The 4075-nt window shown below is 63.7% G+C and carries 4 protein-coding genes; 2 read left to right on the top strand and 2 right to left on the bottom strand.

Annotated elements, in window-relative coordinates; genetic code table 11:
- A partial coding sequence (locus ACSLE4_RS08790; protein WP_435904086.1) for a group II intron maturase-specific domain-containing protein occupies positions 1-324 on the top strand: 324 nt, incomplete at its 5' end.
- 398 nt (positions 325-722) lie between these two features.
- A complete protein-coding gene (locus ACSLE4_RS08795) occupies positions 723-2177 on the top strand; it encodes an IS4 family transposase (protein ID WP_435904087.1) in 1455 nt (484 codons plus the stop codon).
- A gap of 35 nt (positions 2178-2212) precedes the next feature.
- Here ACSLE4_RS08795 and tnpC read toward each other — a convergent pair whose 3' ends face one another.
- Positions 2213-3820: an IS66 family transposase gene (gene tnpC, locus ACSLE4_RS08800; RefSeq protein ID WP_435904088.1), complete on the bottom strand. Its 1608-nt coding sequence runs from the start codon at positions 3818-3820 to the stop codon at positions 2213-2215.
- Between the two features lie 48 nt (positions 3821-3868).
- Positions 3869-4075: IS66 family insertion sequence element accessory protein TnpB (gene tnpB / locus ACSLE4_RS08805; RefSeq protein ID WP_435904089.1), on the bottom strand; the 207-nt coding region annotated here is incomplete at its 5' end.

The following is a 4075-nucleotide window of genomic DNA, read 5'->3' on the forward strand; positions in this document are numbered from 1 at the left end:
CTCGCGCGCATCGGCCGGGAAATCCGGCGATGGGCGCTGCACCACCGCAGCGACAAATCCCTGGACGAATTGGCCCGGATGTACAATCCCGTCATCCGCGGTTGGCTCACCTACTACAGCCATGTCTACACGACCCAGCTCAGACCGACGCTGAAGCGCATCGACGCCTATGTCATCAGGTGGGCGCGCCGCAAGTACAAGCGGATGGTTCATCAGACCATAGGCGGCAGGGACTGGTTCGACCGGCTGCGCCTGAAGACACCGAGGCTCTTCGCCCATTGGCCTCTATGTCATGGCAACGGCCGAACATCGGGAGCCGTGTGACTCGAGAGGGTCATGCACGGTTCTGGGAGCAGCCGGAGGTGAAAGTCCTCCGGCTGACTCGACAATCATGTCGAATGGCGCGCTGCGGTACTTGCATGCTTCACCCTCAGCAGCGGACGACCAGTAGGGCAATGTCAGATTCTGTTCAGGGCCAATAGTGACCTAACGCATTTTCTCGGACGGTGCGCCGCACAATGTCGCGACATCCCTTGCTGACATCCAGGGTCTGAGCAGTTCGGCACGCAGCCGCGAGCTGGCGTATGCCCGGCTACACGCGCGAACCGTCTTCCTCCGGTGAGCCTTTCGATTACCCACAAATTCCAACTGGCGACTTGAATGCAGTGACTCACGTGTGATTCCTTTCAGAGCACCTGATTCGGGACCGAGGGGGTGCACTGATGCAGACGGCAACGCCGGCGAGGGATGAGGCGTGCGCGTTTGGTGGCAAGATCGAGACGTGGGTTGAGGACGAGTGCACCGCGTGCGTGTTCAAGGATTTGCGGCTGAAGCGGCGCTTTGTTGCGCTCCTGAGCAGCATCGCACGCACCATCGGCGGCAGCATTCCCTTCGTCTGTCAGGATTGGGCAAATACCAAGGCGGCATACCGCTTCTTGTCCAATGGGCGCGTCAGCGAAGCAGACATTCTGGCAGGGCATTTCAATGCGACACGCGATCGTTTTGCTGCGACCGACGGCCTTGCCCTGATCCTGCACGACACGACGGAGTTCTCTTATCAGCGCGAGAATACCGACGCCATCGGCGTGACGAAAGCGATCAACAGCGGTCGAGACAAGGCCGGTCGCCTGCGCGAACATACGGTGTGCGGGATATTGATGCATTCGAGCCTGGTCGTCACGTTGTCGGGCTTGCCGCTCGGATTGGCCGCGATCAAATTCTGGACGCGCAAGAAGTTCAAAGGCACACGGGCTCTCAAACGTAAGGTCAATCCGACCCGCGTTCCGATCGAGGAGAAGGAAAGCTACCGCTGGCTCGAGAATGTGAGGCAATCGACAGACCTTCTGGCCGACCCAGAAAGATGCGTTCACATCGGTGATCGCGAGAGCGACATCTACGAGCTGTTTTGTGCGGCCCAGGATGCCGGCACGCATTTCCTGGTGCGCACATGTGTCGACCGCCTTGCCGATGATGGCACGCGCACAGTCTCCGCCGCGATGAAGGAGGTGAGACTGAAGGGCATCCATCGCATCGAGGTGCGTGACGACAAGGGCGAGCTGGACGTTGCCGATCTTGAGATCAGGTACGCTCGCATCCGCGTGTTGCCGCCGATCGGCAAGCAGAAGCGCTACCCCGCCCTGGACCTCGTCGTGATCCATGCCTGTGAACGCAGCGAGCCAAAGAACAGGAGGGCGATCAACTGGAAACTGCTGACCAACATGCCGGTGTCGTCGCGCAAGGAGGCCATCGAAAAGCTCGACTGGTATGCCATGCGCTGGAAGATCGAGACATTCCACAAGATCCTGAAATCCGGGTGCCGAGCCGAGGACGCAAGGCTGAGAACGGCGGAACGCCTCACCAACCTGATCGCCCTCTACAGCATCGTGAGCTGGCGTGTGTTCTGGATAACGATGCTCGCGCGCGTGGCACCGCAAGCCCCGGCGACCGCTGCGCTAAGCGAACTGGAAATCCAGCTGCTCGAGACGATGGTCAAGGATGCCGGCAGGCCGCTACGTCGCAAGACCCTCGGGAGCTACTTGATCAAACTTGCCCGGCTTGGCGGCTATCTGGCGCGCGCAAGCGACCCACCTCCAGGCAACATGGTCATATGGCGCGGATTGTCACGGCTGGCAGACATCCAGCTCGGCGCCGCCATCGCTGCTCAGAATTGTGGGTAATAGAAAGTCGGTGAGCAACGCAGGGCCGGTGCTTTTCAAGCGGCTCGACTGAGGGCTGCGTTTGCCGGTCGCCAGTTCCACGGCAGCAACTCGTCGAGCCGGGAGGCTGGATGCTCGGCGATGCGGGCGAGGACGTCGGCGAGCCATGCCTGTGGGTCGATATCGTTCATCTTGGCCGAGACGATCAGGCTGTACATGGCGGCGGCGCGGTGGCCTCCGCGATCGGAGCCGGCGAAGAGCCATGACTTGCGTCCGAGGGCTATGCCGCGCAGGCCGCGCTCGGCCGCATTGTTGCTCATGCAGATGCGGCCGTCGTCGAGGAATCGGGTAAACGCGGGCCAGCGCTTGAGCATGTAGTCCATGGCTTTCGCGAGATCGCTGCCGCGCGAGAGCTTCGGCCGCTCGGCGCGCATGCGGGCTTCCAGCTCGTCGACGAGAGGCCGGCTCAGGGCCTGCCGAACGGCACGACGCTCGTCGGCGCTCTTGCCGTTGATGCCACGCTCGATCTCGAATAGCCGATCCATGCGCTGCACGATCTCCAGCGCCAAAGGTGAGATCGGTGCTGGTGCTTTGCCCTCGGCTTTGCGGCGGGCACTGGCCTCGATATCGGCGAGCGCAAAGAATGGCCGGCGCGCGTGCGCCCAGCACGCTGCCTCCAGGATTGGCCCGGGGCTTCGATCGCCGTCGTAGAGCTTCGTGTAGCCGCCATAGGCATCAGCCTGCAGCAGGCCGGACCACTTAGCCAGATGCGCTTGGGGATGCTCGCCGCCGCGATCGCGCGAGTAGTAGAATATGGCCGCCGGTGGTGCGCCGCCTCCGAACGGCCGATCGTCGCGCACGTAGACCCAACAACGGCCGGTAATTGTCTTGGCCTTGGCGAGCACCGGAACCGTGGTGTCATCACCGTGCAACCGCACGGCGGCGAAGACGTGTGCCTCGATGCGTCTGAGAAGCGGCTCCAGCACGGCACAACCGGCGCCGACCTGATCGGCGAGCGTCGACAGGCTCAACGGCACGCCCTCGCGGCCATAGCGCTCGGCCTGGCGGTTCAGCGGCTGGTGCTGGACGAACTTCTCGAACAGAAGCATGGCGAGCAGGTTCGGGCCGGCCCAGCCACGCGGCGTGACATGGAACGGCGCCGGCGGCTCGCTGATCCTCTCACAGTCCCGGCACGTCATCTTCTCGCGGACGTGCTGGATGACCTTCCACTGGCGCGGGATCACCTCCAGCGTCTCGGTGACGGTCTCGCCGAGCTTGCGCAGCCGCGTGCCGCCGCAGCAGTCGCAGGTCGTCGGCGCCGGAACGACGATGCGCTCGCGCGGCAAATGCTCGGGGAACGGCTGGCGGGACGGGCGTTTGCGCGTGAACGGCGCGACGTTCGTTGTCCTCGCGGCGGCACGCTCGGCGGCGATCTCGTCCTCGGAGGCGGTGACTTCCAGCTCTTCGAGCTCCAGCTCCATCTGGTCGAGAAGGCGCGCGGTGCGCTCCGAGCGGGGACCGTAGATCTGCCGCTTGAGCTTGGCGATCTCCAGGTTCTGACGTGCGATCGTCGCCGCGTCGTCGGCGTTCCGGGCGAGCGCCGCTGCCGCAACGGCCCTGAGCGCATCGATGTCGTCCGGAAGATCGGGGGGCTGCGAATCCATGCCACGATGGAATCACAGGTCGCCGTCTGCCGCTCGCAGAAAGTGCAGCTACCCCGCGCGTTCCGGCCGGAATGTGTGAACCGGATTACGCCAGTCGATCCCGTCGAGCATGTAGGCGAGCTGTGCGGCCGAGATCGCGACGCTGCCATTGCTCGTCGACGGCCAAACGAACCTGCCCCGCTCCAGGCGCTTGGCGTAGAGCGACAGCCCGAGACCGTCGTGCCAGAGGACCTTGATCAGGTCGCCCCGGGCGCC

Origin of the sequence: Methyloceanibacter sp. (assembly GCF_051306395.1) — a bacterium.
Taxonomy (GTDB): domain Bacteria; phylum Pseudomonadota; class Alphaproteobacteria; order Rhizobiales; family Methyloligellaceae; genus Methyloceanibacter.

Bases quoted from the DNA above. Each gene is read 5' to 3' on its own strand.
- tnpC (WP_435904088.1), bottom strand. From the start codon at position 3,820: ATGGATTCGCAGCCCCCCGATCTTCCGGACGACATCGATGCGCTCAGG.
- ACSLE4_RS08795 (WP_435904087.1), top strand. From the start codon at position 723: ATGCAGACGGCAACGCCGGCGAGGGATGAGGCGTGCGCGTTTGGTGGC.